This is a genomic window from Phytopseudomonas straminea, from assembly GCF_900112645.1.
Taxonomy (GTDB): domain Bacteria; phylum Pseudomonadota; class Gammaproteobacteria; order Pseudomonadales; family Pseudomonadaceae; genus Aquipseudomonas; species Aquipseudomonas straminea.
Window position 1 is genome coordinate 184,380 of record NZ_FOMO01000002.1, and the last position, 26,434, is coordinate 210,813.

24 protein-coding genes are annotated in these 26,434 nt (G+C 65.3%); 19 read left to right on the forward strand and 5 right to left on the reverse strand.

Annotation, left to right across the window (positions count from 1 at the left end; genetic code table 11):
* Positions 1–19: 19 nt before the first annotated feature.
* Complete coding sequence (gstA, locus tag BM279_RS05010; RefSeq protein WP_093501555.1) at positions 20–637, reverse strand: glutathione transferase GstA; 618 nt, start codon at positions 635–637, stop codon at positions 20–22.
* A gap of 108 nt (positions 638–745) precedes the next feature.
* Here gstA and BM279_RS05015 point away from each other — a divergent pair, with 108 nt between their 5' ends.
* Positions 746–1,117, forward strand: a complete 372-nt coding sequence (locus tag BM279_RS05015; protein WP_093501558.1) for a winged helix-turn-helix transcriptional regulator — start codon at positions 746–748, stop codon at positions 1,115–1,117.
* 60 nt (positions 1,118–1,177) lie between these two features.
* Here BM279_RS05015 and BM279_RS05020 read toward each other — a convergent pair whose 3' ends face one another.
* Both BM279_RS05020 and BM279_RS05025 read right to left on the reverse strand, forming a co-directional pair.
* Positions 1,178–1,963, reverse strand: coding sequence for an SDR family NAD(P)-dependent oxidoreductase (locus BM279_RS05020; protein WP_244154121.1), 786 nt, complete (start codon positions 1,961–1,963; stop codon positions 1,178–1,180).
* Between the two features lie 11 nt (positions 1,964–1,974).
* Entirely contained in the window at positions 1,975–2,751 is a 777-nt protein-coding gene (locus BM279_RS05025) for an alpha/beta fold hydrolase (protein WP_093501562.1), read from the reverse strand.
* A 239-nt stretch (positions 2,752–2,990) separates the two neighbouring features.
* Between BM279_RS05025 and BM279_RS05030 the strand changes: the two genes are divergently transcribed.
* Positions 2,991–4,007, forward strand: coding sequence for a zinc-dependent alcohol dehydrogenase family protein (locus BM279_RS05030; protein WP_093501564.1), 1,017 nt, complete (start codon positions 2,991–2,993; stop codon positions 4,005–4,007).
* Positions 4,008–4,027: 20 nt separating this feature from the next.
* Here the strand turns inward: BM279_RS05030 and pcaQ are convergent, their stop codons facing one another.
* A complete protein-coding gene (gene pcaQ / locus BM279_RS05035; RefSeq protein WP_093501566.1) occupies positions 4,028–4,972 on the reverse strand; it encodes a pca operon transcription factor PcaQ in 945 nt (314 codons plus the stop codon).
* 703 nt (positions 4,973–5,675) lie between these two features.
* Here pcaQ and glgA point away from each other — a divergent pair.
* From glgA to BM279_RS05110, 15 genes are all read left to right on the forward strand, one after another.
* A complete protein-coding gene (gene glgA / locus BM279_RS05040; RefSeq protein ID WP_093501568.1) occupies positions 5,676–7,214 on the forward strand; it encodes a glycogen synthase GlgA in 1,539 nt (512 codons plus the stop codon).
* Positions 7,214–8,950 (forward strand): malto-oligosyltrehalose trehalohydrolase, encoded by a 1,737-nt coding sequence (gene treZ / locus BM279_RS05045; RefSeq protein WP_093501570.1) that lies wholly within the window; start codon positions 7,214–7,216, stop codon positions 8,948–8,950. Before glgA ends, treZ begins: the two co-directional genes overlap by 1 nt.
* Entirely contained in the window at positions 8,947–11,025 is a 2,079-nt protein-coding gene (gene malQ / locus BM279_RS05050; RefSeq protein ID WP_093501572.1) for a 4-alpha-glucanotransferase, read from the forward strand. The genes treZ and malQ overlap by 4 nt, the downstream gene beginning before the upstream one ends.
* Positions 11,018–13,813: a malto-oligosyltrehalose synthase gene (locus tag BM279_RS05055; RefSeq protein ID WP_093501574.1), complete on the forward strand. Its 2,796-nt coding sequence runs from the start codon at positions 11,018–11,020 to the stop codon at positions 13,811–13,813. Before malQ ends, BM279_RS05055 begins: the two co-directional genes overlap by 8 nt.
* Positions 13,814–13,818: 5 nt before the next feature.
* Positions 13,819–14,151, forward strand: coding sequence for a DUF2934 domain-containing protein (locus tag BM279_RS05060; RefSeq protein ID WP_093501576.1), 333 nt, complete (start codon positions 13,819–13,821; stop codon positions 14,149–14,151).
* A gap of 18 nt (positions 14,152–14,169) precedes the next feature.
* Positions 14,170–16,302: a glycogen debranching protein GlgX gene (gene glgX, locus BM279_RS05065; protein WP_093501578.1), complete on the forward strand. Its 2,133-nt coding sequence runs from the start codon at positions 14,170–14,172 to the stop codon at positions 16,300–16,302.
* A gap of 17 nt (positions 16,303–16,319) precedes the next feature.
* Positions 16,320–17,336 carry an acyl-CoA dehydrogenase gene (locus BM279_RS05070; RefSeq protein WP_425272672.1) on the forward strand — a complete coding sequence of 339 codons (1,017 nt, stop codon included), beginning with the start codon at positions 16,320–16,322 and terminating at the stop codon, positions 17,334–17,336.
* Positions 17,333–18,091, forward strand: coding sequence for a PIG-L deacetylase family protein (locus BM279_RS05075; protein WP_093501583.1), 759 nt, complete (start codon positions 17,333–17,335; stop codon positions 18,089–18,091). The genes BM279_RS05070 and BM279_RS05075 overlap by 4 nt, the downstream gene beginning before the upstream one ends.
* Complete coding sequence (locus tag BM279_RS05080; RefSeq protein ID WP_093501585.1) at positions 18,088–18,714, forward strand: class I SAM-dependent DNA methyltransferase; 627 nt, start codon at positions 18,088–18,090, stop codon at positions 18,712–18,714. The genes BM279_RS05075 and BM279_RS05080 overlap by 4 nt, the downstream gene beginning before the upstream one ends.
* Complete coding sequence (locus BM279_RS05085) at positions 18,711–19,355, forward strand: glycosyltransferase family 2 protein (RefSeq protein WP_093501587.1); 645 nt, start codon at positions 18,711–18,713, stop codon at positions 19,353–19,355. Before BM279_RS05080 ends, BM279_RS05085 begins: the two co-directional genes overlap by 4 nt.
* Positions 19,356–19,550: 195 nt before the next feature.
* Positions 19,551–19,790, forward strand: coding sequence for a CBS domain-containing protein (locus tag BM279_RS05090; protein WP_093501589.1), 240 nt, complete (start codon positions 19,551–19,553; stop codon positions 19,788–19,790).
* A gap of 61 nt (positions 19,791–19,851) precedes the next feature.
* Entirely contained in the window at positions 19,852–20,763 is a 912-nt protein-coding gene (locus BM279_RS05095) for a DUF72 domain-containing protein (protein ID WP_093501591.1), read from the forward strand.
* Positions 20,760–21,539 carry an endonuclease/exonuclease/phosphatase family protein gene (locus tag BM279_RS05100; RefSeq protein WP_093501593.1) on the forward strand — a complete coding sequence of 260 codons (780 nt, stop codon included), beginning with the start codon at positions 20,760–20,762 and terminating at the stop codon, positions 21,537–21,539. Before BM279_RS05095 ends, BM279_RS05100 begins: the two co-directional genes overlap by 4 nt.
* The gene (gene clsB, locus BM279_RS05105; protein ID WP_093501595.1) at positions 21,536–22,768 is read left to right on the forward strand and encodes a cardiolipin synthase ClsB; all 1,233 of its coding nucleotides are present in this window, start codon (positions 21,536–21,538) and stop codon (positions 22,766–22,768) included. The genes BM279_RS05100 and clsB overlap by 4 nt, the downstream gene beginning before the upstream one ends.
* Positions 22,765–23,754: a lysylphosphatidylglycerol synthase domain-containing protein gene (locus BM279_RS05110; protein ID WP_093501597.1), complete on the forward strand. Its 990-nt coding sequence runs from the start codon at positions 22,765–22,767 to the stop codon at positions 23,752–23,754. Before clsB ends, BM279_RS05110 begins: the two co-directional genes overlap by 4 nt.
* A gap of 15 nt (positions 23,755–23,769) precedes the next feature.
* Here BM279_RS05110 and pdxR read toward each other — a convergent pair whose 3' ends face one another.
* Positions 23,770–25,242: a MocR-like pyridoxine biosynthesis transcription factor PdxR gene (gene pdxR / locus BM279_RS05115; protein WP_093501599.1), complete on the reverse strand. Its 1,473-nt coding sequence runs from the start codon at positions 25,240–25,242 to the stop codon at positions 23,770–23,772.
* A gap of 90 nt (positions 25,243–25,332) precedes the next feature.
* Between pdxR and BM279_RS05120 the strand changes: the two genes are divergently transcribed.
* Both BM279_RS05120 and BM279_RS05125 read left to right on the forward strand, forming a co-directional pair.
* The gene (locus tag BM279_RS05120) at positions 25,333–25,959 is read left to right on the forward strand and encodes an FMN-binding negative transcriptional regulator (protein WP_093501601.1); all 627 of its coding nucleotides are present in this window, start codon (positions 25,333–25,335) and stop codon (positions 25,957–25,959) included.
* Between the two features lie 29 nt (positions 25,960–25,988).
* Positions 25,989–26,426 (forward strand): GNAT family N-acetyltransferase, encoded by a 438-nt coding sequence (locus tag BM279_RS05125; RefSeq protein ID WP_093501603.1) that lies wholly within the window; start codon positions 25,989–25,991, stop codon positions 26,424–26,426.
* The last annotated feature ends 8 nt before the right edge of the window (positions 26,427–26,434 follow it).

The window sequence follows — 26,434 nt, forward strand, 5'->3', positions numbered from 1 at the left end:
CACCTGCGCCACCCTTGGTTCAAACCACTTGCTCAGACTCGGCCTCCGCCCTCATTGCCGTAACCACGCAGGGTCTCTGCGCGATGCTGCGACGGAAGCGTTCGGTGGTCGGGAAAGACGTCAGATCGATGCGCAGGTGCTCGGTCCAACCCAGTACCGTGAACAGATAGGCGTCGGCAATGGTGAAATGATCGCCATAGACGTAGCCGCTCTCGGCCAGCACCTGCTCCATGTACCCAAGGCGACGAGTCAGGCGCTGGCGCAGCAGCACTTTCGCGTCTTCGGCGATGGCGTCATTGAACAAGGGGCTCATCCCCGCATGCAGTTCGCTGCCGATGAAACTCAACTGAGCCTGCAGTTGGGTGCGTTGCAGCGTGCCGTTCGCGGGGGCCAGCCCGGCCTCGGGGCGCAGGTCGGCGAGGTACTGTAGAATCGCCGCGCCCTCGGTCAGCACCGTGCCGTCCGCCAATTCCAGCGCCGCGACGTAGCCCTTCGGGTTGATCTGATAGAAGTCGCGCCCATCGGCGGTGCGCTTGGTCTGGTTGTTGACCCTGATCAGCGAGAACGGCAGCCCCAGCTCGCGCAGCACGATATGGGGCGCCAGCGAGCAGGCATGGGGAGCGAAGTAGAGCTTCATGGAGAGCGTCCTGGTAGAGAAGGAAGGCCAGTATTCTTTAATTCGCCCCAGCGCGTAAGAGCGCACTTTTTGGTGAGTGGGGCACAAATTGGTTACCTGGAAAGCGCCGTGAAGAAGAACGTTTCGGGCTGTTCGATTGAAGAAGCCATGCGCCTGATCGGCGGGCGATGGCGGCTGCTGCTGGTGTCGTATCTGCTCGACGGCAGCAAACGCTTCAACCAGCTGCGCCGCGATATGCCGCAGATTTCGCAACGGGTACTGACCCTGGAATTGCGCGCACTGGAACAGGCCGGCCTGATCCGGCGAACCGTCTACCCGGAGATACCTCCTCGGGTGGAGTACTGCCTCAGCGCCGAAGGCGAGCGGCTGCGACCGGTGGTCGAGGTGGTGAAGACCTTTGGCTTGTGGCTGAAAGCCAGGCCAGCGCCTCCAGCCCAGATGGCGGAGGATGGTGAGAACGCGCTGTCGGTCAGTCCTTGAGATTGAAAGCGCGTTAGTTGGCTAGCGCAATGCTCACGCTCGCGAGCATTGCGACATCCTTCAGTTCTGCACGCTCTGCACCGACCCACCGTCGACGCGCAGGTTGCTGCCGTTGATGAACGACGCGCGCTCCGATACCAGCAGCGCGATGGCCGCTGCCACTTCTTCGGGCTGGCCACGACGCTGCTGAACGATTCCGGGGCGTTCTTCCTTCAGGAAGCTCTGCACCGCTTCCTCGAAGCTCACGCCCAGTTCTTCGGCCCGTTTTTTCATCATGCCGTCGGTCATGCCGGTTTCGATGAACGCGGGCGATACCGTGTTGCACAGCACGCCGTGGGCCGCTTCCTTGTAAGACAGGTTCTTGATGAAGGCGGCCAGCGCAGCCTTGGCCACGTTGTACACGGCCTCTTCCCAGTACGGCTGCACGGCGTTTTCCGAGGTGATGCACACCAGCCGGCCCCAGCCGCGCTTGCGCATGGCCGGCAAGGTTGCCCGGGAGATGCGCACAGCGGTGAAGAAGTCGGTGTCCCAGGCTTCCTGGTAGTCGGCGTCCGAGAGTTCCAGGGGGTCGCCCTTGGCGCCGGTCACGCCGGCGGTATGCACGACGATATCGATCTGGCCGAAGTGCGCCTCGCCCTGGCGGACCAGGTCATCGACCTCGGCTTGCCGGGTCATGTCCGCGGCGATCAGCAGGGGCTCACCAGGCAGGTCTGCGGCAGCCTTCTGCAACGCATCCTGCTCGCGGTCGGTCAGCACCAGCTGCACGCCCTCCTCTGCCAGCAAGCGCGCGGTCGCCAGACCGATCCCGCCCGCCGCACCACTGATCAGTGCCACACGATTTTTCAAGCCCAAGTCCATCAACCTTCTCCTTCAGTGATACGAGTCGCGATCAAATGAGCGAATGCGAGCATCTGCTCGGCCAGTGCGCGGGGTGTCTGCAGCGGCATCAAGTGCCCCGCGCCGGGTAGCGTCAGTACGGCGCTGTGGGGAAAGTGCGCCAGGGTGGTACGCCCCTGCTCTTCGGCATCCGGCACCTGGCGGTCGTCGGCGCCGCAGATCAGTAGCGCCGGGTAAGGCAGGCTGCCGATGCGGCCTTGCCAATCCTCGCGGCTGCCGTGGTCGACCCAGGCGCGCCACGCTTCGAGGTTCACGCTCTGGGCGTCGGCAATGGCGACCTCACGCAGGTCATCCGGCAAACGGTGGAAACTGGATTCATCGACGAAGGCTTCGGCCTGCTCTCGCGAAGCATCAAAGGCGCGCTGGCGGTCGCGGTCGGCCTCGCGCATCGGCTGCGGGCCGGGCGGCGACGGTGCCACCAGCACCAGGCCATGGAGATAAGACGGCTGCCGCGATGCCAGGACCGTCGCGACCTTACCGGTCATCGAATGGCCGACCAAGATGCAGCGCTCGAGCCCAAGCTCGCGAATGCTCTGGTCGACCTGATCGGCCATCTCGCTGACCGTATAACCGGTTACCGCATTGGCATCACCGAAGCCCGGCGTATCGAGCGCTACACAGCGATGTTGGCGATCCAGATAGGGAATGGTCGGCCCCCAGGTCCGGTGCGAGCCGCCGAGAAAATGCATCAGTACGAAGGTGATCGGGCCTTGGCCCTGCTGGCTATGTGGGAGCATCGCGTGCCTGCCTCATGGGTGTTCAAAGTGGAAAGCGAGGCGGCGTTGGGAGTTCAGATAATCGCTGGGGGGCTCGGGCGGATAAGGCCTGGCTGTCAGGCCGCCAGATAGATCGAATGGCGTCGATCCTCCTGTTTGGCCAGGCCTTGACGGCGCCGAAGGGCCATCTGGCACCATGTGCCCCGATTAACGCCTGGGCCATGAAAAGCCCCACATTTTCCGACACAAGGATCATCCGCATGAAAGCCTTCCAAATCGGTAACCAGCAAGGTCTGGACAGCCTGACCGCCGTCACTCGCCCTGACCCCGTCGCTGGCCCTGGCCAAGTGCTGGTCGCGCCACGCCTGGTCGGCTTGATCAGCCGTGATGTGCAGCTGCTGCGCGGTGTTTACGGCGCCCGCCAGGCGCCCGAGCGTATCCCGACCTCCGAAGGTGTCGGCAAGGTCATCGCTGTCGGTGCAGGTGTCGAGAACGTAAAGCCGGGTGATCGCGTGGTCTGCGGACACTTCCCGAGCTGGCTGGACGGTGACTTCCGCCCCGAGGTGTTCGCCCATGACATCGGCATCTCCCATGACGGCTGGCTGGCCGAACGGGTCGTGCTGCCCGCCGCGGCGGTCATACAGGTGCCGGCTTCCCTCGCCGACAGGGATGTTGCCGGCCTTGCCTCAGCCGGCCTCACCGCCTGGAATGCGCTGGTCGAAGTCAGCAAGGTCAAGCCGGGCGAACTGGTGCTTTGTCTGGGCACCGGCGGCGTGTCGCTGGCAGCACTGAAGCTCGCCAAACTGCGCGGCGCGCGGGTGGCCATCACCTCGTCCAGCGACGAGAAACTGCAAATCGTCCGCGAGCTGGGCGCCGATATCGCCATCAACTACCGCCAGCATGCGGACTGGGCCGCCCAACTCATGGCCCTCACCGATAATGTCGGCGCCGACGTGATCATCGAAACCGGCGGCCAGGACACCCTCGGCCAATCCATCGCGGCGGCCGCCGCCAACGCACGTATCGTCGTGATTGGCGTAACTCCCGGCCAGCAATCGCCGATTCCGAACTACCTCTCGCTGATCCTCAAAAACGTGACCATCCGCGGTATCGCCAACGGCAGCCGCAAGATGTTCACGGAGCTGCTACGCGCCACCGAAGCCAACCGCATCGAAACGGTGATCAGCAAAACCTTCAAGTTCGAAGACACCCCGGCCGCCTATGCCTACTTCGCGGCGCAGAAGCAGGTGGGCAAGGTGCTGATCGAGTTCAACTGATCTGGATTGGGCGAGGCCAGCTACGCAAGCGAGCCTGGCAGGGAACGCTCTCGGTACTCGCCCGCCAACTCCCGCAACGTCTCGCAGCACCACTGCGCCGCCAGCGACAACGGCAGCGCGGCGTTGCTGCAGATGCCCACCGAGCCGCCGGGCTCGCGAATACCCAGGGCCAGCTCGGCCAGGTCGCCGTTCGCCAGGTCGAGGCGCACGGCGTCGAGCGGCGCGACCCACACCGCATCGCTCTGCTGCACGTAGCGGCGGCTGAGCGCCGGCGACAGGGTTTCCAGGCGCTGGCGCGGCAGGGCCACGCCACATTGCACGAACAGGCTGTCGGCGTAGCGGCGGATGGTGGTGCCGGCCAACGGCAGCACCACTGGGTAGTTGCCCAACTGGCTGAGGCCGGCATCGCCCAGAGCCAGCAGCGGATGCTCAGTACGCACCACAAGGCTCATCGACTCGCTGTACAGGTGTTCGAAGGTCAGCCCCTGGATCTCCGGGCTGTCGGTCATGCGCCCCACCACCAGATCCAGCTCGCCGACGCGCAGTTGCGCCAGCAGATAGGCGCTCGGGCCGGTAGCGACGCTGACCACGAGTGCCGCGTGGCGCATGTGCAGGCGCCGCACCACCTCGGGAATCAGCAGGCTCTCTACCGTCGACAGCACACCGACGCGCACCTGCCCCGCGTCATGCTCGCCGCTACGCAAGCTGTTCACGCCGTCGCGCAGCGCCTGCACGCAGGGACCGGCGTAACGCATGAAGGCCAGCCCAGCCGAGGTCAGGCTAACGCCCGCCTTGCCGCGTTCGAACAATGAGGCCTCGAGGATTTCCTCCAACTCCCGAATGGTTTTCGAGATGGCCGGCTGGCTGACCGCCAGGGCGTCGGCCGCCTTGGCGAAGCTGCGCTGCCGGGCAATTTCCAGAAAGCAGGTCAGGTGACGGAATTTGATGCGGTTGTCGAGGTTCATGGCCGGCTGCACTGATTGAGGCCCGGCAACATTATCAGAACCGGATGGCACCGTTGCCGTTCATGATCTGCAACAGCGTACCTTCCCTCACCGATGCATTCAGCGCACGGCAGATCCCTCATTCGTAATGCTTTGAAAGCATCAGCACTCGTGCTGGCCAGTAGTGGCACTTAAACCTTTGACATGAAATATCGAACGGCTTGTAGAACAACAAAAACAGTGAACTTAGTTAGTTGTTCGGTCGTTCAAAATAAATGCAACTTCCGCTCACTTAGTTGCGCTGCAAGTTGTAAAGGAACTGTCAAGGTTTTGTACAACTAAGCCCGTTCTGGCAAAACATGACCGCTCGTCGCCTAGCGACCGCATAAACGTCGAAAAGCCCCTCGCAGAGGGCTGGAATGACAGCGTAAAGCCTGCCATTAAACCGTCTATCGCAGGCGAAAACCCGCAACTTCTCTGGTAGTGGCAGCGAAAACCTGCTGTTACGCATAAGTTCCCCGATACCCCAGCAGGCTTCTGAAAATAGTCGAAACTTCTTATTCGCGAGCTGGGTCATCAACTACGTGGGAATTAATGACCAGCAAGCAGCTTTTCCTCCTGCCCCGACACGGCAATCAACTGGAAAGACAGGCGGCCTATTCCCGTCGGCGTGCAAGCGAACGAATTATTTACGAGTCAAGGACAGAATCGAGCGGAGGATGGTATGGGAAACGCTGTTGCGGTAACACGGTTCGATCAAGCGGTATCGGTAGAAACATCCCTCAAGCCACATAACACCATTACCAACCTGCACGCGGCCAAAAAGAAGATTCTCTTTGTCAGTCCCGAGCTGGCCGACCTGATAAAGGTGGGCGGCCTGGGTGACGTTTCCGCGTCGCTGCCACGGGCAATGAACGCCGACCACGACGTGCGCGTGCTGATCCCCGGCTATCGCCAGGTGCTGCAAAGCGGCCACGCCATCCGCGATGTCGGCAGCGTGCCGGGACACGCGGCCCTGCCGCCCGCCCGTATCGGCTGCATGACGCTGCCCGACGGGCTGATCGTCTATGTGCTCATTTGCCCCGAACTGTACGACCGCGATGGCACGCCCTATGGCGACGCCCAAGGGCGCGACTGGCAGGACAACCACATCCGTTTCGCCAGCCTCGGCCTCGCCGCCGCCGAGATCGCCGCCGGCACCGCCTGCCTGAGCTGGTGCCCGGAAGTGGTTCACGCCAACGACTGGCCCGCCGCCCTGGCGCCCGCCTACATGAGCTGGCGCGGCCTGCAGACGCCGACCGTGTTCACCATCCACAACCTCGCCTACCAGGGCCTGTGCAGCCTGGAATGCAGCCCGGAACTGGGCCTGCCCTCCTCGGCTTGTGGCCACCAGGGCATGGAATTCTATGGTCGCCTGTCGTTCCTCAAGGCCGGCCTGGTGTACTCGGATCACGTCACCACGGTGAGCGAGAACTACGCCCGCGAGATCACCACCCCGGAATTTGGCTGCGGCCTGGAAGGCATGCTGCAGTTCAAGGTGCAGCTCAATCAGCTCAGCGGCATCCCCAACGGCATCGACGACAGCTGGGATTCGGTCAACGACCCGCACCTGGTGCAGGGCTTTGATGCCCACGACTGGGAAGGCAAGCGCGCCAATAAACGCCACGTCGAGCAGATGTTCGGTCTGGAGCAAAATGAAGGCCCGCTGTTCGCCGTGGTTTCGCGCCTGGTACAGCAGAAAGGCATCGACATGACCCTGGAGATCGCCGACACCATCGTTGCCGAAGGCGGTCGTATCGCGATCATCGGCCGTGGCGAGGAGCACCTTGAGGAAGCCGTCCGAGAGCTGGCCCGTCGTCATCCAGGCAAGGTCGGCGCCAACGTCGGTTTCAACGAAGCGGATGCGCGCTGCATGTTCGCCGGCAGCGACTTCCTCCTGATGCCGTCGCGTTTCGAACCTTGCGGCCTCAGCCAGATGTACGCCCAGCGCTTCGGCTCGCTGCCGATCGCCCGCGCCACCGGCGGCCTGGCCGACACCATCGAAGACGGCGTCAACGGCTTCCTGTTCAAGGAGCCGAGCAGCGACAGCTACCTGACTGCCGTGCGCCGCGCCATGGCCATCCACCGCAACCCGGAACTGCTCAACGCCATGCGTGCCCATGCCATGGCCGCGCCACTGTACTGGAAGCAGTCGGTGGAGCCCTATGCCGCGCTATACCGCAAGCTGGTAGCAGCGAAAACATCGGGTGGGAAACTGGTCTGATGCCTGAAGCGAAACAGAGACACGGCGCCTGGCCGGATGAAACCGGCCACACTCACTTTGCCTTGTGGGCGCCGGACGCCAAAAGCGTCGCGGTAAAGCTGCAAGACGACACCCAACATGCGATGACGGCCAGCGACAACGGCTGGTACGCCGCCACCCTCCCGGTGGCGGCAGGCACCGACTATCACTACCTGATCGACGAGCACCTGCTGGTGCCCGACCCCGCTTCGCGCTGGCAGGCCAACGATGTGCACGGCCCCAGCCGGGTCGCCGATCCATCCCGCTATCAATGGCGCAATGCTGGCTGGCAGGGGCGCCCCTGGCAGGAAACGGTGCTTTACGAAGTTCACGTCGGCACCCTGGGCGGTTACCAGAGCGCGCAGGCGCGCTTGCAGGAACTGGCCGACCTGGGCGTTACCGCCATCGAACTGATGCCCCTGGGTGAATTCCCGGGCGGTCGCAACTGGGGTTACGACGGCGTGCTGCCCTTCGCCCCGGATTCGTCCTACGGCACCCCGGACCAGTTGCGCGCACTGATCGACCACGCCCACGAACTGGGCCTGATGGTGTTCATCGACGTGGTGTACAACCACTTCGGCCCGGACGGCAATTACCTGGGCCAATACGCCAGCGATTTCTTCCGCGAAGACGTGCACACGCCCTGGGGCCCGGCCATCGATTTTCGTCGTCGCCAGGTGCGCGACTACTTCATCGACAACGCTCTGATGTGGGTGCACGACTACCGGGTCGACGGCTTGCGCTTCGACGCCGTGCACGCCATCGGCGAGCGCGACTTCCTTATCGAAATGGCCGAACGGCTGCACGCCTCGATTCCCGCCTCGCGTCATCTGCACCTGGTGCTGGAAAACGAGCACAATGACGCCGAGCTGCTGCAGCAAGGCTTCGTCGCCCAGTGGAACGACGACGGCCACAACGTGCTGCATCACCTGCTGACCGGCGAGCACGAAGGCTACTACGCCGACTTCGCCAGCGATGCCACGCACAAGCTCGCCCGCTGCCTGCGCGAAGGGTTCATCTACCAGGGTGAAACCACCCGCCACGGCACCGCTCGTGGCAGCAGCAGCGGCCACCTGCCGCCGAGTGCCTTCGTGCTGTTCCTGCAGAACCATGATCAGGTCGGCAACCGTGCCGTCGGTGAGCGTCTGCGTACGCTGGCCGAGGATGACGCCCTGAAGAGCGCCACCGCCCTGCTGCTGCTCAGCCCGATGATTCCCTTGCTGTTCATGGGCGAGGAATGGGGCAGCGAGCAGCCGTTCCAGTTCTTCACGTCGCACAACGACGAGCTCGGTGAAGCGGTACGCAAGGGCCGCCAGAACGAATTCAAGGATTTCTCCAAGTTCTCCGGCCAGGCCATTCCTGCCCCCAACGACGCCAGCACCTTCGAGACCTCCAAGCCCGACCACCACAGCCGCGACACGGCGGATGGCAGAGCCTGGTTGGCGTTCTATCGCGAGCTGCTGAGCTTGCGCCACCAACACATCGTGCCGCGCCTGGCCAGTAGCCAGGCCCTGGATAGCCGGGTGCTCGGCGAGGCCGCTGTGGCTGCCAGCTGGCAGCTTGGCGACGGCCAGGTGCTGCATATCGCCCTTAACCTGGGCGGCGAGCCGGTTGGCTCTGCTTTACCGCAATCCGCCCGCACCCTGTTCAGTTATCGCGCCGATGGTGATCATCTGCTCGCTCGCAGCGTGCGGGTTGTGCTGGAGGGCACGGTATGAGCGATGCACGCCTGGCAGAACTGAGCAAGGCCGCGGGCCTGAGCGTCGACTGGATCGACGCCGACGGCAACGCCCAATCGGTCAAACCCGAACACCAGCGTCGCCTGCTCGAAGCCCTTGGTTACCCCGCGGCTGACGACGAGCAGATCGACGCCAGCCTGGCGCAGCTGCAGCACCGCCAGAACAACCTGGCCCTCGGCCCACTGGTCACCCTCGATCAGCAGCAGGCCCTGGATCTGACCCGGTACTTTCCGCCGGGCACGCCATTCGAGATTCAGCTGGAACAGGGCGAACGCCTGGACGGCCGACTGGACGACAGCGGTCGCCTGCCGGTGATCGGCACCATCGGTTATCACCAGTTGCGCATCGCCGGTGGCGAAGTGACCCTCGCCGTAGCGCCCGCCGCCTGCCCGAGCGTTGCCGAACTGGCCGGTCGCAGCGACGCGAAGATCTGGGGCCTCAGCGCCCAGCTGTATTCGCTGCGTCGCCCGGGTGACGGCGGCCTGGGCGACACCCAGGCGCTGGAATCTCTGGTGCGCAGCGCGGCGGCCCGCGGCGCCGATGCCGTGGCGATCAGCCCGATGCACGCAATGTTCAGCGCCAACCTGCACACTTACAGCCCCTACTCGCCCTCCAGCCGCCTGTTCTTCAACGTGCTGCATGCTGCACCGGCCAGTGTGCTCGGCGAAGCGGCGGTTCAGCAGGCGATCCGCACTTGCGGGCTGGCCGACGAACTAGCGCGCCTGGAAGGCCTGGAGCTGATCGACTGGCCGGGCGTCGCCAGTGCGCGCGTGCAGATATTGCGGCAGCTGCATGCCGATTTCGCTGTCAGCATTCATCCGCTGCAGGCCGACTTCGAGGCCTTTCGCCAGGCCGGCGGCGAGGCCCTGCGCCAGCACTGTCGCTTCGAGGCGCTGCGCGGTTTCATGGACCTCAACGGCCTGCCGGTCGACTGGCGGGCTTGGCCCGAGCAGTACCGCGACCCTGCCAGCGCGGCGGTCGAGCAGTTCTGCGAAGGCCATCAGCACGAGATCGAATTCCACGCCTTCGCCCAATGGCTGGTCGCCCGCTGCCTGCACGGCGCGCAGGCGGCAGCCCGTGAAGCCGGCATGGCGGTCGGCCTGATCGCCGACCTGGCCGTCGGCGCCGATGCCGCCGGCAGCCAGGCCTGGGGCCGCCAGGCCGAACTGCTGCAGTCGGTCAGCGTCGGCGCACCGCCGGACATCCTCAACCGCTCGGGGCAGAACTGGGGCGTGTCGGCGTTTTCGCCCCAGGGCCTGCAACAGAACGGCTTTCGCGCCTACATCGAAATGCTGCGCGCCAACCTGGCTCACGCCGGTGGTATGCGCATCGACCACGTGATGACCCTGCGCCGTCTGTGGGTGATTCCCGAGGGCGAGGATTCTTCCGCCGGCGCCTACCTCAACTATCCGTCCCATGATCTGCTGCGTCTGCTGTGCCTGGAGGCCGAGCGCCACCGCGCGCTGATCATCGGCGAAGACCTGGGCACGGTGCCCGACGGCCTGCGTGAAGAACTGGCGGCGCGCAACATTCTCGGCATGCGCGTGCTGCTGTTCGAGCAAAGCAACGGCCACTTCCACGCCCCGGCCCATTGGCCGCGCGACGCCCTGGCCACCACCACCACCCATGATCTGCCGAGCATTCGCGGCTGGCTCGCCTCCCGCGACATTCATTGGCGCCAGGCTGCGGGCCACCGCAGCGACGACTACACCAGACAGGATCACCAATTGCGCGCCCAGGAAACCCGAGCACTGCACCAGGCCTTGCACGATCACGGCCACGCCACCGCCGAACAGATGGATGACGGCCAGCAACTGGACGCCAGCATCGCCTTCATCGGCAGCACCCCAGCGCCGCTGGTGCTGCTGCCGCTGGAAGATGCCATGGCTGCCACCGAACAGCCCAACCTGCCAGGCCCGGGCGACGAACACCCGAACTGGCGCCGCCGCTGGGCCGAACCTGCCGAGGGCATGCTCGACGCCCCGGCAGTCGCGCACCGCCTCCAGCGCCTGCAGTGGGCCCGCAACCTGGCCGAGGGCCTCGGCCATGACTGAGTTGCGCGCCAGTGTTCGCCTGCAGTTTCACAAGGGCTTCACCCTCGATGATGCCGTGCCCCTGGTCGACTATTTCGCACGCCTGGGCATCAGCCATATCTACGCCTCGCCGCTGCTCACCGCACGACCTGGCTCCATGCACGGCTACGACGTGGTCGATCCGACTCGCGTCAACCCCGAGCTGGGCGGCGAGGCGGCCCTGGAGCGGCTGGTCACGGCCCTGCGCAGCAAAGGCATGGGGCTGATCCTGGATATCGTCTCCAACCACATGGCGGTGGGCGGCGATGCCAACCCCTGGTGGCTGGATGTGCTCGAATGGGGCGCCAACAGCGCCTATGCGAAATTCTTCGACATCCACTGGCAGTCCCACGACCCGCTGCTGCGCGGCCAGTTGCTGGTGCCGTCCCTGCGCAGCGACTACGGCGAGGTGCTGGCTGCCGGCGAGATCGAGTTGCACTTCGATGCCAAGCGCGGCCTGTTCTACGCCAAGCACTACGACCACCGCTTCCCGATCAATCCGCCGACCTACGGCGACGTGCTGCAACACAGCGGCCATCCCGAGCTGCAGGCCCTGGGCCGACGTTTTGCGGCCCTGGACGACAGCGCCGACGGCCAGCGCCAGGCGAGCGTGCTATTTCGCGAACTGGTCGCCCTGGCCAGCAAGGCCGGGCATGCCATCGAGCGTGCCCTGGCCAGCCTGCGGCCTGCCGAGGGGCAGAACTTCGAAGCCCTTCATCAGCTGCTCGAACGCCAGCATTACCGTCTGGCCAGCTGGCGCACTGCGGCGGATGACATCAACTGGCGGCGCTTTTTCGACATCAACGAACTGGGCGGCCTCAAGGTCGAGCGCCACGACGTGTTCGAAGCGACCCACGAGAAGATTTTCGAGCTGATCGAAAAAGGCCTGGTCGACGGCCTGCGTATCGACCATGTCGACGGCCTGGCCAACCCACGTGCTTACTGCCGCAAGCTGCGCCGCCGCGTCGAGCGGCTGCTGCCGAAACGACCAACGAATCTGCAGGGTGGCCGTTTTCCGATCTATGTCGAGAAGATCCTCGGCGAAGGCGAACAGCTACCCCGCGACTGGGGCGTGGATGGCACCACCGGTTACGAATTCATGAACCAGGTATCGCTGCTGCAACACGCGCCGGATGGCGAACCGGTACTGGCGAAACTGTGGAGCGAAACCAGTGGCCGTGATGCCGACTTCATGGCCGAGGTACGCGAGGCACGCCAGCTGGTGCTGACCACTTCCCTGGCCGGCGACCTGGAAGCGCTGGCCCAGGGCCTGTTGCTGGTCGCCCGTGACGACATCGCCACCCGCGACCTGACCCTGGGCGCTATCCGCCGCGCGCTACTGGAGCTGATCACCCATTTCTCGGTGTACCGCACCTACGTGTCGGCCGCTGGGCGCAGCGCCAACGACCAGGCGGTGTTCGACCATGCCCTGGAAGGCGCCCGCACGACGCTGGCCGAAGGCGACTGGCCGCTGCTCGAACACCTCGACAGCTGGCTCGGCGGCCAGGCCCTGTCGCAACTGCCGCCGAGCCCCCAGCGCAAGCGCCGGGCGAAGATGATCGAGCGCTTCCAGCAACTCACCTCACCAGCCGCCGCCAAGGCCGTGGAAGACACCGCCTGTTATCGCAGTGCAGTGCTGCTGTCGCGTAACGACGTGGGCTTCGACCCGCAGCAATTCAGCGCGCCGGTGCAGGCCTTCCATGACGGTTGCGTCGAGCGGGCCCGGCATTTCCCGGCCAACCTGCTGACCACCGCGACCCACGACCACAAACGCGGCGAAGACACCCGCGCGCGCCTGACCGTTCTGAGCGAACGCGCCGAGTGGTTCGCCGAGCGTTGCCAGCACTGGCGCGAACTGGCTGCGCCGCTGCGCGATGAATTGGACGACGGCCTGGCGCCCTCGCCCGGTGACGAGCTGATGCTGCTGCAGATCCTGCTTGCCTGCTGGCCGCTGGATCTGCGCGCCGACGATGCCGAAGGCCTGCAGAGCCTCACCGAGCGCCTCACCGCCTGGCAGGAAAAGGCCGTGCGCGAGGCCAAGTTGCGCAGCACCTGGAGCAACCCTAACGAGCGTTACGAGCAGGCCTGCAGAAAGTATCTGCACGCCCTGCTCAGCAGCGATCAGGCCACCGAGTTGCGCGGCGAGGTCTGCCGCGCCGCCGCAGAAATCGCGCCTGCCGGCGCCCTCAACAGCCTCGTTCAAAGCCTGCTGCGCATGAGCGTGCCAGGGGTGCCCGATCTGTATCAGGGCTGCGAATTCTGGGACTTCTCCCTGGTCGACCCGGACAACCGCCGCCCGGTGGATTTCGCCGCTCGCCGCCAGGCCCTGGCTGACGGCCAACCGCTTGCCCAGGCCCTCGAACACTGGCATGACGGCCACGTGAAGCAGGCGCTGATCGCCGCCACCCTGCAGGCTCGCCAGCAACACGCGCAACTGTTTGCCAAAGGCGATTACCAGCCACTGCAGGTCGAGGGTGAGCATGCCGAGCGGGTCGTCGCATTCCTGCGCAGCCACGGCGAGCAGCACGCCATCATCGTGGTGCCGCGCTTGAGCGCCAAATTGCTGGGCGACAGCGCCATGCCGCTGATCGCCGCCGACCAATGGGGCGACACCCGTATCGCCCTGCCCGCTGCGCTCGCCGACAAGCCCCTGCGCAGCGCGTTCGACCCTGCCAACCCAATGCCCAACAACGGTCACCTCGCGTTGTGCAAGGTGCTGCGCGATGTCCCCGTCAATCTGCTGATCGCCCCTAGCCAATCTCAGGAGTAACACCCATGAGCGCAAAAGAAGACCGCATCCGTGAGTTCGCCTACCAGATCTGGGAATCCGAAGGGAAACCCCACGGCCAGGCCAAACGCCACTGGGAAATGGCCACCAAGCTGGTCGAAGCCGAGCAGACGCCCGGCAAGGCCACGCCCAAGCGCGTAAGCAAGCCCAAGGCCGCTGCTGAAGGCGCCGCCCCTGCGGCACCTATCAAACCTCGCGCCAGCAAGGCAACGCCCAAGGCCGACACCGAAAAACCTGCTCTGCTCAAACCGGCCAAGGCACCCTCCAAGGCCAAACCCAGCACCACCCCCAAGCCTGCCGCCAAGAAGCCCAAGGCCTGATACCAGGAGCCACCCAGAATGAGTCAACCACGCTCGCGTATAACCGAAGGTCAACCCTTTCCGTTGGGGTCGACCTGGGATGGTTTGGGCGTCAACTTCGCGCTCTTCTCGGCTCACGCCACCAAGGTCGAACTGTGCATTTTCGACCCTGATGGCCTGGAAGAAATCGAGCGCATCGAATTGCCGGAGTACACCGACGAAATCTGGCACGGCTACCTGCCCGACGCCCACCCGGGGCTGATTTACGGCTACCGCGTGTACGGCCCCTACGAGCCGGAAGCCGGTCATCGCTTCAACCCCAACAAGCTGCTGATCGACCCGTATGCCAAGCAACTGGTTGGCGAGCTGAAGTGGTCCGAAGCGCTGTTCGGCTACGAGATCGGCCACCCGGACGGCGACCTCAGCTTTGACGAGCGTGACAGTGCACCCTTCGTGCCCAAGTGCAAGGTCATCGACCCGGCCTATACCTGGGGCAAGCATCGTAATCATCGCGTGGCCTGGGACAAGACGGTGTTCTACGAAGCGCACCTGCGCGGCCTGACCATGCGTCATCCGTCGGTGGCCGAAGACAAGCGTGGCACCTTCGCCGGGCTGATGAACGCCGACGTGATCAAGCACATGCGCAAGCTCGGCGTTTCGTCGGTCGAACTGCTGCCCATCCATGCCTTCGTCAACGACCAGCATCTGCTGGAAAAGGGCATGAACAACTACTGGGGCTACAACAGCATTGGTTTCTTCGCCCCGCACCCGCGTTACCTGGCCAGCGGCCACATCAACGAATTCAAGGAAATGGCCGCGCACCTGCACGATGCCGGCCTGGAGTTGATTCTCGACGTGGTCTACAACCACACCGCCGAAGGCAACGAGCTGGGCCCTACCCTGTCCATGCGCGGCATCGACAACGCCAGCTACTACCGGCTGATGCCCGATGACAAACGCTACTACATCAACGATTCGGGCACCGGCAACACCCTGGACCTGAGCCACCCATGCGTGTTGCAGATGGTCACCGACTCGCTGCGCTACTGGGCCACCGAGATGGGTGTGGACGGCTTCCGCTTCGACCTGGCGACCATTCTCGCCCGCCACCACGACGGCTACGACGAACGCCACAGCTTCCTGGTCGCCTGTCGTCAGGACCCGGTGCTGAGCAAGGTCAAGCTGATCGCCGAGCCATGGGACTGCGGCCCCGGCGGTTATCAGGTCGGTGGTTTTCCGCCGGGCTGGGCGGAGTGGAACGACAAGTTCCGCGACAACGTGCGCAGCTTCTGGAAAGGCGACGAAGGCCAGCTGGCCGAACTGGCCAGCCGTCTGACCGCTTCGGGCGACCTGTACAACCAGCGTGGTCGCCGGCCGTTCTCGTCGGTGAACTTCATCACCGCCCACGATGGTTTCACCCTCAATGACCTTGTCTCCTACAACGACAAGCACAACGAGGACAACGACGAGAACAACCAGGACGGCAGCAACAACAACATGTCCTGGAACCACGGCGTCGAAGGCCCGACCGACGACGAGGCCATCAACGACCTGCGCTTCCGCCAGATGCGCAACTTCATGGCCACGCTGATCCTCGCCCAGGGCACGCCGATGCTGGTGGCCGGCGACGAGTTCGCGCGCACCCAGCACGGCAACAACAACGCCTACTGCCAGGACAGTGAGATCGGCTGGATCAACTGGGATCTGGGCGAGCGCGGCAAGCAGTTGCAGGAATTTGTCACCCGGGTGATCAAGCTGCGCATGAATTACCCGATCCTGCGTCGTGGCCGCTTCTTCGTCGGCGCCTTCAACGAAGAGCTCGGCGTCAAGGATGTCACCTGGCTGGCGCCCAGTGGCGAGGAGATGAACGAGGACAACTGGCACGACCCCCATGCCCGCTGCATGGGCATGCTGCTCGATGGTCGCGCCCAGCCGACTGGTATCCGCCGCAGCGGCGCCGACGCGACCCTGCTGATGGTGGTCAACTCGCACCACGACGTGGTCAATTTCCGCCTGCCGGAAGTTGCCCAGGGCAGCCACTGGACGTGCATGCTCGATACCAACCGCATCGACGAGCCGGAAGACGACGAAGTGTTCCAGTTCGGTGACGAATTCACCGTCACCCATCGCTCGCTGGTGCTGTTCGAGCTGCAAAAGGAAAAATTGGCATGACCGGGGGCGGCACCCGTTTGGTGGAACGCCTCGGCGCCCTGCTGAACGAGTGGCCGCACCCAACCCTGCATCACCCCGAGACCCTCGGCCACGCCCTGCAAGGGCTGTGCGCCGCGGGCCTCGACCAATTACCGCAACCCGGCGGTGGCCGCACCCTGCAACGTTGGCAGGCGCTGGCCACGGTCGCCGCATGGGACCTGAGCCTGTGCAAACTCTATGAAGGCCACACCGACGCCCTGGCGATCCTCGCGCACTTCGGCGCGCAGGCGCCCGAGCATGCCACCTGGGGCATGTGGGCCGCCGAGCCACCCCAGGCCCGCGTGACGCTGATGGCCGCCGAGCAGCACGGCGGCAGCGTGCGTCTGCACGGCCGCAAGGCCTGGTGCTCGGGCGCCAAGGTGCTCAGCCATGGCCTGCTCACTGCGTGGAATGCCGAGGGTGAACAGCAACTGGTGGCGGTCGCCCTTGTACAGCCCGGCGTGCAGATTACCAATGACGGCTGGCAGGCCGTGGGCATGGCGGCTACCGGGAGCGTCGAGATTCGCTTCGACGATGCCCATGGCCAGTTGATCGGCCCGCCGGGCGGCTACCTCGCCAGGCCAGGCTTCTGGCAAGGCGGCGCGGGCATCGCCGCCTGCTGGTACGGTGCAGCGAGCCGCCTGGGCGAAGCGCTGCGCCGGCACTGCAGCGAACGCGACGAGCCCCACGCCCTCGCCCACCTTGGCCATGTGGACTGCGCCCTGACCGCCGCCGCCAGTGCCCTACGCGACTGCGCCGCCTGGATCGACGCCAACCCCACGGCCGACGCCGAACTGCCGGTACGCCGCGTGCGCGCCATCGTCGAGCACCGCGCGACCACGGTGATCGACCACGTTGGCCGTGCCCTCGGCGCTGCCCCCTATTGCCGTGACGCGGTGCTGGCGAGGCTGCTGGCCGACCTGCCGGTGTTCCTGCGCCAGAGCCATGCCGAACGCGACCTCGCGGCCCTCGGCGTGCTCGCGGCCCGCCAACCACAAGAGAGCTGGATGCTATGAACACCAATCCGATCCAGGGCCAGGGCACCTCGCCGCAAGCCTGGAAGACCTCCCGGCGCCTGGCCCAGGTGGCCGATATCACCTGCGTGCAACTGGTACCCGAAGGCTGTCGAGCGGTGATCATCGCCCCCCACCCGGACGATGAAATCCTCGGTAGCGGCGGCCTGCTGCAACTGCTGGCCCAGGCGCAACGGCAGACTCTACTGATCTCGGTCACCGATGGCGCCGCCAGCCACCCGGGCTCGACTTACTGGACCCCGCAACGCCTAAGCATCGTGCGCCCCCAGGAGAGCGCCGATGCCCTCAAGCGCCTCGGCCTGCCGCTCAATCAGGTGCAGTGGGTGCACGGCGGCTTTCCCGATACCGGCGTGGGCGCTTGCGAAGCGCAGCTGCGCGAATTTCTCAAGACCTACCTGCAACCCAGCGACGTGGTATTCGCCACCTGGCGCGAGGATGGCCATGCCGACCACGAAGCCGTTGGCCGCGCGGCCCTGACGGCCGCCCTGGAATGCGGCGCCCGCGCCCACGAGATTCCGATCTGGGCCTGGCACTGGGCGAGCCCCGAGGACCCGCGCATTCCGTGGGAGCGCGCCCGCAAGCTGCAGCTCGACAAGTGGGCCCAGGCGCGCAAGCGTCACGCCATCCAGGCCTTCGCCAGCCAGCTCTACGACGACCCCGATAGCGGCCACGAGCCGGTGCTTTCCGGCACGGCGGTGGAACGCCTGCAACAGCCCTTCGAGGTGGTGTTTCTATGAGCGTCGCCGACAACTACTTCGAGAACCTCTACCGCAGCAGCGAAGACCCCTGGTCGTTTCGCGAGCGCTGGTACGAACAGCGCAAGCGCAACCTAACCCTCGCCGCCCTGCCGCGCAGCCACTACGGCAGCATTTTCGAGCCGGGCTGCGCCAACGGCGAGCTCAGCGCGCGCCTGGCCGAACGTTGCACGCAGTTGTTGTGCAGCGATACCTCGGCCATCGCCCTGGAGCTGGCGAGCAATCGCCTCGCGCACCGCAGCAACGTACGCCTGCTGCAAACCCGTCTGCCGGAGCAATGGCCGGCCGGGCGTTTCGACCTGATCGTGCTCAGCGAGCTGTGCTACTACCTGGACGCGCAGGATCTCGATCGCCTGATCGACTGCGCCCGGGCCGCCCTGAACACCGGCGGCAACCTGCTGGCCTGCCACTGGCGTTGGCCGATCGACGAATGCCCGTTGAGCGGCGACCAGGTTCACCAGCGCCTGCACGAACGCCTCGGCCTGCCGCGCCTGCTGCGCCATGAAGATGCCGACCTGCTGCTCGAGGTGTGGGGCACGGAGGCCACGTCGGTCGCCCAGCGCGAGGGCCTGGCGCCGGAAACGACGCAGGAGCCGCCGGCGTGATCGGTATCGTCATCCCCGCCCATAACGAGGAACAGAGCCTGGACGCCTGCCTCGACGCCCTGCTCCAAGCTGCCGCTCACCCCGCGCTCGACCAGCCGGTGCGCATTCTGGTGGTGCTCGACAGCTGCAGCGACGGCTCGGCCAGCGTGGTCGCCAATTACCCGGTCGCGAGCCTTGCGTTGCAGGCACGCAACGTCGGCCAGGCGCGGGCCGCTGGCGTGGCCTGGCAACTGCAGCGCGGCGCCAGCTGGATTGCCTGCTCAGACGCCGACAGCCGGGTCGCCGCCGACTGGCTGGTGCGCCAGCGCGAACTGCAGGCCGACATGGTCTGTGGCACCGTGGAAGTCGCCGAATGGGGCGAACTGGATGACGACGTACAGAGCCGCTACCTGAGCGCTTACCAAGACCGCGACGGACATCGGCACATCCACGGTGCCAATCTGTCGTTCAGCGCAGCCGCCTACCACCGCGCCGGGGGTTTCCAGAACATCGTCGTCGACGAGGACGTGCAACTGGTCGCCGCCTTCCAGCGCATCGGCGCGCGCATCGCCTGGAGCGCGCTGCCGCGCGTGTATACCAGTGCCCGCCTGGACTGCCGCGCCCGCGGCGGCTTTGGCGATTACTTGCGCTCGCTGCTCTAGGGCCTGTTAACGCTTGCGCACGACCGCGCCGAGGCCCTTCGGATTACGCGACAGCGTTAACAGATCCTACCCCCGCGGCGGGCAAAAACCTTGAACCGCCTCTTGGCTGACCCAGTCGGAAATTTAACGACGCCCGCGCGCCTGCTGCGCGCGGACCATTCGCCAAACCACCACGACCATCGCCAGGAGTACCGCATGAAAGTCAGCGACCTGATGCTCCCCGGCGTGCAGACCGTCACGCCGAGCCAAGCCATCCACGAGGCGCAAGCCCTGCTGACAGATGGCGAGTACGACGAGCTGCTGGCGCTGCTCTCCGAGGACGACGCCCTCATGGAGTGCATGCCGAGCGGCGACCTGGTAAGTGGCGAGCTCAGCGGCGTCTTCGCCAATGAACACGGCCTGCATAACGCGCGCGATAAGGCTGGCGAGCCCTGATGAACAGCGGGCAAACGATAAGTAATGAAGGCACTGATCGCACAGCGGATGGTGTCGGCAAATGACGCACATCCGTATCGGTATTTCCGGCTGGCGTTATGCGCCTTGGCGCGGCGACTTCTATCCCGCAGGGCTGAAGCAGCGCAAGGAGCTGGCATTCGCCTCCCGAGCGGTGAGCAGCATCGAGATCAACGGCTCGTTCTATGCGCTGCAAACGCCCGAGCGTTATGCCGGTTGGGCCGCTGAGACGCCGGACGGTTTCTGCTTCGCGGTCAAGGCGCCGCGCTATATCACCCATATCCGCCGCCTCGATGACGTGGCCACGCCCATCGCCAACTTCTTCGCTTCGGGGCCGATGCAGCTGGGCGAGAAACTCGGGCCGATCCTCTGGCAGTTCCCACCGAGCATGGCGTTCGACGAGCAGCGCTTCGCCGACTTTCTCGCCCTGCTGCCGCAGGACTCCGAGCAGGCCCTACGTAGCGCGCGCAAGTCCGACCGCCTTCATGACGGCAGCCTGCAGGTGCATCACCACCAGAAGTTGCGCCACGCCGTGGAAATCCGTCACCCGAGCTTTTGCGACCCGGCCTTTATCAAGTTGCTGCGCAAACACAAGGTCGTGCTGGTGTTCGCCGACAGCGCCGGCAAGTGGCCGTACGCCGAGGATCTGACTGCCGACTTCGTGTACCTGCGCCTGCACGGTAACAAGAAGCTCTACGAAAGCGGTTACGACGAAGACGCCATCGACCACTGGCACCAGCGCATCGCCACCTGGAGCCGTGGCCAGCAGCCCGGCGACGCGCAGCTGATCGACAGCCACAAGCCGCGCGCCCGAAAGTCGCGCGACGTGTACTGCTATTTCGACAACGACCTCAAGGTCCGCGCCCCCTACGACGCCCACGCGCTGTTAGAGAAGTTCGACCTAGCCCGGGAACTGCCCAACGCACCCGGCCGGTCGCCAGGAGTAAGCCCATGACCACCCACCAACCGGCACCCACGGAACTGGCCAGCGCGGTTCACACGCTGAAGATTCTCACGGTCAACACCCACAAGGGTTTCACCGCGCTGAACCGGCGTTTCATCCTTCCCGAGCTACGCGATGCAGTGCGCACGCTGTCGGCCGACATGGTGTTTCTGCAGGAAGTGCATGGCACCCACGAGCACCACGCCAAGCGCTACGAGAACTGGCCGCCGACCCCGCAGTACGAGTTTCTCGCCGACAGCATGTGGCCGCAGTTCGCCTACGGCCGCAACGCCGTGTACCCCCATGGCGACCACGGCAACGCCCTGCTCTCCAAATTTCCGATCCTGCGCCACGAGAACCTCGACATCTCCATCGGCACCCAGGAGCAGCGCGGCCTGCTGCACTCGGTGCTCGACGTGCCGGGGCACGCCGAAGTGCACGCCATCTGCGTGCACCTGGGCCTGCGCGAAATCCATCGCAAGCAGCAACTGGGCCTGCTCTGCAAGGTGCTCGATCGTCTGCCGGCCGACGCGCCGGTGATCGTGGCGGGCGACTTCAACGACTGGCGCCAGCGCGCCGATGGCCTGCTGGCCGCCAGCGGCCTGAAGGAGGCGTTCGTCAGCGAGCATGGCAAACCGGCCAAGAGCTTCCCCGCGCGCTGGCCGCTGCTGAGCCTGGATCGTATCTACGTGCGCAACGCCACCACTCACAACCCGCAGGTGCTGTCGACCCGACCCTGGTCGCACCTGTCCGATCATGCACCGTTGGCTGTGGAGATACGGCTATGAAGTACGAATGGCGTGATGGCAACCAGATCGACCTGTTGATCAACGGCGAGGACTTCTTTCCCGCCGTATTCGAGAGCATCCGCAATGCCCGCCAGCAAGTGCTGCTGGAAACCTTCATCATCTTCGAAGACAAGATCGGCATGGAGCTGCAGCAGGCGCTGATCGCCGCGGCACGCAACGGCGCAGAGGTGGAGATCACCGTGGACGGCTACGGCACCGCGGACCTCTCCACCGAGTACGTCGCAGCGTTGGTGGCTGCCGGTGTGCGTGTACACATGTTCGACCCGGGCAAGCGCCCGTTTGGCATGCGCCTCAACCTGTTCCGCCGCCTGCACCGCAAGATCGTGGTGGTCGATAACGAGGTCGCCTACATCGGCGGCATCAACTACGGCGAGGACCATATCGCCGATTACGGGCCGATGGCCAAGCAGGATTATGCCGTGCGTGTGCGTGGCCCCATCGTCGCAGACCTGCACACCGCCGCCGTGCGCCTGCTCGACGCCCGCGATGACCGCCCGGCGACGCCGCACCGAGGCAGCCAGCCCGGCCAGCACCGCCACGCCGGCAACAGCCGCCTGCTGATGACCATCCGCGACAATGGCGACGACACCAACACCATTGAGCAGCACTACCTGGACGCCATTCGCAACGCCCAGCATCGGCTGATCATCGCCAACGCCTACTTCTTCCCCGGTTATCGGCTGCTACGCGAGCTGCGCAATGCGGCGCGGCGCGGTGTGAAAGTGACGCTGATCCTCCAAGGCATGCCGGATATGCCGCTGGTGCGCCTGTGCTCGCGGCTCACCTACAACTACCTGCTGCGCGATGGCGTGACCATCTATGAATACTGCCAGCGCCCGCTGCACGGCAAGGTGGCGCTGGCCGACCATGAGTGGTGCACCATCGGCTCGAGCAACCTCGACCCGCTAAGCCTGTCGCTCAACCTGGAAGCCAACGTGATCGTGCGAGACGCGGCGCTCAACCGCCGCCTGCATGAACACCTTTCCGAGCTGGCCGAATCGAGCTGTAAATCCGTGCCACTCAAGCGGGTTATGCGCGGTTACTGGTGGCGCGCACCGCTGATCTTCCTGTGCTTTCACTTCCTGCGCCATTTCCCGGCCATCGCTGGCTGGTTCCCGGCCCACTCGCCGCGCATCAAGTTGCTCAAACCCGAAATCGAAGCGCCGCAGTGCGGCACCTTGCAGGTCGACCAGGAGAAAGTCTCGTGAGCAAACCCGACGACAAGCAGGGCAAGCCGGCGTGGCGCTGGGCCAAGCGCCTGCTGACCCTGTGCTTTTTCATTCTGGTGCCGGCGCTGCTGTTCATGCTGGTCAAGAACCTCGACTGGCAGGAAGTCAGCCAGGCGCTGCGCGGCTTTAGCCCGACCATCCTGCTCGCCGCAGTGGGCGTGACAGCGCTGAGCTACGGGGTGTATTCGAGCTTCGACCTGATCGGCCGCGCCTACACCCAGCACGGCCTACCGACCCGCCAGGTGCTGCCGCTGACCTTTGTGTGCTACGCCTTCACCCTCAACCTGAGTTCCTGGGTCGGCGGTGTGGCGCTGCGTTATCGCCTGTATTCGCGCCTGGGTCTGAAGGTTTCGACCATCACCCGGGTGCTGAGCATGAGCCTGATCACCAACTGGCTGGGCTACATCCTGCTGGCCGGCGTGCTATTCACCTTTGGCCTGCTCAAGCTGCCAGAAGGCTGGGCGATCGGTGCCACGGGCCTGCGCATAATCGGCCTGGCGCTGCTCGCCGTGGGCATCGGTTATCTCCTGGCCTGCCAGTTCTCCAAGCGCCGCAGCTGGACGATCCGCGGCCACGAGCTGAACCTACCGTCGCTGCCCATGGCCCTGCTGCAGGCCGGCCTCGGTGCGCTGAACTGGTCGCTGATGGCGCTGATCATTTACCTGCTGCTGCCCGAGGAAGCCTTCTATCCGACGATTCTCGGCATCCTGATGATCAGCAGCATCGCCGGGGTGATCACCCATATCCCCGCTGGCCTGGGAGTGATCGAGGCGGTATTTATCGCCATGCTGCAGCACGAGATGTCCAAGGGCAGCATCGTCGCCGCACTGATCGGCTATCGGGCCATCTACTTCCTGCTGCCATTGGCGGTTGCCTGCGTGGTCTACCTGGTGCTGGAAAAACGCGCCAAGAAGCTGCGCCAGAACGCTGGCCAGGAAAACACTGAAGAGCCGCGCCCTGCCTGACAGGACGGGGCGCGACTAGGCCTGCAGGCCCCACGCCCGGCGCAGGGCGTGCAGCGCCTCGAAGATGTCTCGCTCCGGTACCGCCGCAAAACCCATCACCAACCCTGCACGCTGATCCGGCGGTGTGCGCCCTTCTGGCAGCCACTGCACGCTCAGCGGGTTGATTTCCACACCAACGTTGGCAGCCGCCGCGATCAGTTCACGCTCGCGTGCCAGACTCTCGCAGCGCACGCTCAGGTGCAGACCGGCATGGACCTCGGGCAGCGCTGAGCAGCCAGGCACCTGATCCGGCCAACCGGCCAGCAAGGCGTCGCGCCGTGACCGGGCGGCATTGCGCATGCGGCGGATATGCCGCTGGAAATGCCCGGCGGCGATGAACTCGGCCATCACTGCCTGGGTGCCGATATCGGAGTGGCGCATATCCACCCCGCGCCGCCGAGCGAAGGCCTGGGCCAGGCGCGGCGGCACCACTAGATAGCCCAGGCGCAGCGCCGGGAAGACGATCTTGCTGAAGGTGCCTACGTACAGCACGCGCTGGCCGCGATCCAATGCCGCCAGCGGGGCCAGCGGTGTGCCGCTGTAGCGGTACTCGCCGTCGTAGTCGTCCTCGATGATCCAGGCATCGTTGCGATCGGCCCAGTCGAGCAGTGCCAGACGCCTGGGCAACGACAGCGTCACCCCGGTCGGGTACTGGTGCGATGGTGTGACATAGGCCAGCCGACAGGGCCCGGCCCGCTCCAGGGCGGCGACATCCAGGCCCTCGCTGTCGATACCGATGCCTTCGAGCCGAGCCCCGGCGACGCTGAACGCGTGGGCCGCGGCGCGGTAGCCGGGATCCTCCAGAGCGACCCGGTCGCCGGGCTCGAGCAGCAACTGGGTGCACAGGCTGATGGCCTGCTGAGCACCGCAGGTGATGACGATCTGCCCCGGGTCGCACTGCAGGCCGCGACTGCTGCGCAGGTAGGCGGCGATCAACTCGCGCAGCTGCGCATCGCCCGCCGGGTCGCCGTAGCCCAGCAGCGCGGGTGCCGGTCGCCGCCAGAAACGCGCAGCCAGGCGCGCCCAGGTTTCATAGGGAAACAGGTCGAAGGCCGGCACCCCGACGCGAAATGCCCGTGGCGGCCCCGGCAGGTGCGGCGGCAGGTGAAAGTTCTGCAGCCGCTGCAAGGCACTGCTGCGGACCTCGCTCGACAGGATCGCCGCAGGCAGCGGCGCGCCGGCGGCGAGATCGGCCACATAGGTGCCGTCGCCGACCCGCGCCTGCACGTAGCCCTCGGCATACAGCTGATCCAGGGCGCGGCTGACGGTGTTGCGTGACACGCCCAGCAGCTCGGCCAATTGACGGCTGGCCGGCAGACGCGTGCCACCCGGCAGGCGCCCGTCGAGCATGCGCTCGCGCAGCGCCTGGTACAGCTGACGCGCCAGGCCCGCGCCGGGCTGCAGGCACAGGCCGGTGAGGTCGACGGGAAGCGGAGCTGAAGCGGCCATCGATTGGCTCCATGAAAGTCACTGAAAATGGATCTTACAACAGACCAATCACAAATCTAGGATGACGTCATTCCCTTCAGGAAACGGCCCATGTACACACCCTCCGCCTTTCGTCAGAACGACCTCGCTACTCTGCACCGGGAGATCCAGGCCTGCCGCCTGGCCACCCTGATCAGCCATGGCGAAAACGGCCTGCAGGCCAGCCATCTGCCGCTACTGTTGCGCCCAGAAGAAGGCGAGTACGGCACGCTGTATGGCCACCTGGCGCGAGCCAACCCGCACGCGCGCTTGCTGGCCGAAGGCGGCGAAGCCCTGGTGGTGTTCAGCAGCGCCGATGCCTATGTCAGCCCGTCCTGGTACCCGGCCAAGGCCGAGCACGGCAAGGTGGTGCCGACCTGGAATTACATCGCCGTGCACGCCTATGGCCGCGCCGAAGTGTTCGACGACGCCGAACGCCTGCGGAACCTCCTCGGCGAGCTCACCGACCGCCACGAAAGCCTGCGCCCCCAACCCTGGGCCATCGATGACGCACCGCGCGATTACATCGACGGCATGCTGCGCGCCATCGTCGGCTTCGCCCTGCCCATCGAGCGCCTGGAAGGTAAATGGAAGCTCGGCCAAAACCGCAGCGAAGCCGACCAGCACGGCGTACACGACGGCCTCGCCGCCAGCCTCGATTCCCGCGACCGCGCCCTGGCGCAGCGCATGGCTGACTGAATCACTCGATAAACACAGGAGACCCGAGCATGGAAATACTCGCCGTTGCCGCTGACGATCACGACGCCTGGCTGCACCTCTGGCAGGGCTACCAACGCTTCTACGCCACCGAAATTCCCGAGGCCACCACTGCGCTGACCTGGCAGCGGTTCCTTGCCGCCGATGAGCCGATGCACGCGGCCCTGGCCTGGCAGGACGGCCGCGCCATCGGCATGGTGCACTGGATCTTCCATCGCTCCTGCTGGACCGAGGGCAACTACTGCTACCTACAGGACCTGTTCGTCGACGAGCAGGTGCGCGGCAGCGGCATCGGCCGCGCTCTGATCGAACACGTATACGCCCAGGCCCGCCAGGCCGGCGCCTCGCGGGTGCACTGGCTGACCCACGAGAGCAACACCACCGCCATGCAGCTGTACGACCGCATCGCCGAACGGCCCGGCTTCGTGCAGTACCGCAAGAAATTGTGATCAGGAGC

Coding starts and splice junctions, on each gene's coding strand:
- gstA (WP_093501555.1), bottom strand. CDS start 637: ATGAAGCTCTACTTCGCTCCCCATGCCTGCTCGCTGGCGCCCCATATC.
- BM279_RS05025 (WP_093501562.1), bottom strand. CDS start 2,751: ATGCTCCCACATAGCCAGCAGGGCCAAGGCCCGATCACCTTCGTACTG.
- BM279_RS05030 (WP_093501564.1), top strand. CDS start 2,991: ATGAAAGCCTTCCAAATCGGTAACCAGCAAGGTCTGGACAGCCTGACC.
- pcaQ (WP_093501566.1), bottom strand. CDS start 4,972: ATGAACCTCGACAACCGCATCAAATTCCGTCACCTGACCTGCTTTCTG.
- glgA (WP_093501568.1), top strand. CDS start 5,676: ATGGGAAACGCTGTTGCGGTAACACGGTTCGATCAAGCGGTATCGGTA.
- treZ (WP_093501570.1), top strand. CDS start 7,214: ATGCCTGAAGCGAAACAGAGACACGGCGCCTGGCCGGATGAAACCGGC.
- malQ (WP_093501572.1), top strand. CDS start 8,947: ATGAGCGATGCACGCCTGGCAGAACTGAGCAAGGCCGCGGGCCTGAGC.
- BM279_RS05055 (WP_093501574.1), top strand. CDS start 11,018: ATGACTGAGTTGCGCGCCAGTGTTCGCCTGCAGTTTCACAAGGGCTTC.
- BM279_RS05060 (WP_093501576.1), top strand. CDS start 13,819: ATGAGCGCAAAAGAAGACCGCATCCGTGAGTTCGCCTACCAGATCTGG.
- glgX (WP_093501578.1), top strand. CDS start 14,170: ATGAGTCAACCACGCTCGCGTATAACCGAAGGTCAACCCTTTCCGTTG.
- BM279_RS05075 (WP_093501583.1), top strand. CDS start 17,333: ATGAACACCAATCCGATCCAGGGCCAGGGCACCTCGCCGCAAGCCTGG.
- BM279_RS05080 (WP_093501585.1), top strand. CDS start 18,088: ATGAGCGTCGCCGACAACTACTTCGAGAACCTCTACCGCAGCAGCGAA.
- BM279_RS05090 (WP_093501589.1), top strand. CDS start 19,551: ATGAAAGTCAGCGACCTGATGCTCCCCGGCGTGCAGACCGTCACGCCG.
- BM279_RS05095 (WP_093501591.1), top strand. CDS start 19,852: ATGACGCACATCCGTATCGGTATTTCCGGCTGGCGTTATGCGCCTTGG.
- BM279_RS05100 (WP_093501593.1), top strand. CDS start 20,760: ATGACCACCCACCAACCGGCACCCACGGAACTGGCCAGCGCGGTTCAC.
- clsB (WP_093501595.1), top strand. CDS start 21,536: ATGAAGTACGAATGGCGTGATGGCAACCAGATCGACCTGTTGATCAAC.
- pdxR (WP_093501599.1), bottom strand. CDS start 25,242: ATGGCCGCTTCAGCTCCGCTTCCCGTCGACCTCACCGGCCTGTGCCTG.
- BM279_RS05120 (WP_093501601.1), top strand. CDS start 25,333: ATGTACACACCCTCCGCCTTTCGTCAGAACGACCTCGCTACTCTGCAC.
- BM279_RS05125 (WP_093501603.1), top strand. CDS start 25,989: ATGGAAATACTCGCCGTTGCCGCTGACGATCACGACGCCTGGCTGCAC.